This is a genomic window from Spectribacter hydrogenoxidans (assembly GCF_031846275.1).
Classification (GTDB): domain Bacteria; phylum Pseudomonadota; class Gammaproteobacteria; order Nevskiales; family Salinisphaeraceae; genus Spectribacter; species Spectribacter hydrogenoxidans.
In genome coordinates, this window is sequence record NZ_JAVRIB010000045.1 from 1 (window position 1) to 1199 (window position 1199).

General features: G+C 61.0%; 1 protein-coding gene. It reads left to right on the forward strand.

The features are described from left to right. The first annotated feature begins 70 nt into the window (after positions 1 to 70). A protein-coding gene (locus RM532_RS15800; RefSeq protein WP_311654300.1) for an IS3 family transposase occupies positions 71 to 1185 on the forward strand; the annotation gives its coding sequence in 2 pieces (ribosomal slippage) (positions 71 to 323 and positions 323 to 1185; 1116 coding nt in all). Positions 1186 to 1199: the final 14 nt, after the last annotated feature.

Sequence of the window (1199 nt, forward strand, 5' to 3'; positions counted from 1 at the left end):
GTAAGCTTCCCTATATCCCGGACAGGTAGCAAGTAGAGCTTTCTGGCAGTCTTTAGCCAGGAGGTTTTCGATGAAGAAGTCACGGTTTTCGGAGAGCCAGATTGTCGCGATCCTGAAGGAGTGCGACGCTGGTCTGGCGGTTGGTGAGGTCTGCCGCAAGCACGGCATCAGCCAGGCGACCTACTACAAGTGGAAGTCCAAATACGGTGGCATGGAGGCCTCGGACCTGAAGCGGGTCAAGGAGCTGGAAGCCGAGAATGTCCGGCTCAAGCGCATGTATGCGGATCTGGCGCTGGAGCACACGGCGATGCAGGACCTCATCCGAAAAAAGTTGTAGCGCCGGCTGCCCGGCGCGACGCGGCGCATTTCATGGTGGCTAATCATTCCGTCAAGGTGGCCGCTGCCTGTCGCTGTGTCGCGCTGTCCCGGTCGGCGTACTACGACCCGCCGGCGGACTGGACCGTCCGGGATGCCGAGATCATCGCCGCCCTGGCGGCATTGGTCGAAGACCGGCCCAGCCGGGGCTTCTGGAAGTGCCACAAGCTGCTGCGACGCCAAGGGCGTCGATGGAATCACAAACGGGTCTATCGTGTGTACACCGCCATGAAGCTGAATCGGCGCCGTGCCGCCAAGCGTCGACTGCCCAAGCGCGAGCGCGTGCCCCTGTACGTGCCGGCCGAGCCGGACACCGTCTGGTCAGCGGACTTCATGGCGGATGCCCTGGTCTGCGGCCGGCGTTTCCGGCTATTCAATGTCGCCGACGACTTCAACCGGGAAGCGGTGCATATCGAGATCGATACCTCGATCACCTCCCAGCGTCTGATCCGGATCTTCGAGCAGATCAAAAGCCAGCGCGGCCTGCCGCAGGTACTGCGGGTGGACAACGGTCCGGAATTCCTGGGCGAAGCTTTTGTGACCTGGGGCAAGCAGCACGGTATGGCCATCCAGTACATCCAGCCCGGCAAGCCCAATCAGAATGCCTACATCGAGCGCTTCAACCGAACCCTGCGCGAGGAGCTGCTGGATGCGTATCTGTTTACCAGGCTCGAGGATGTCCGCGAGGCAGTCCATTGGTGGCAACTCGAATACAACGAGCAGCGCCCACACGATGCCCTCGGTGATTTAACGCCTCACGAGTACGGGGCCATTCACGACAGGAACTCTACTTTTGAACTGTCCGCTTGACGGGGAAGCTTACG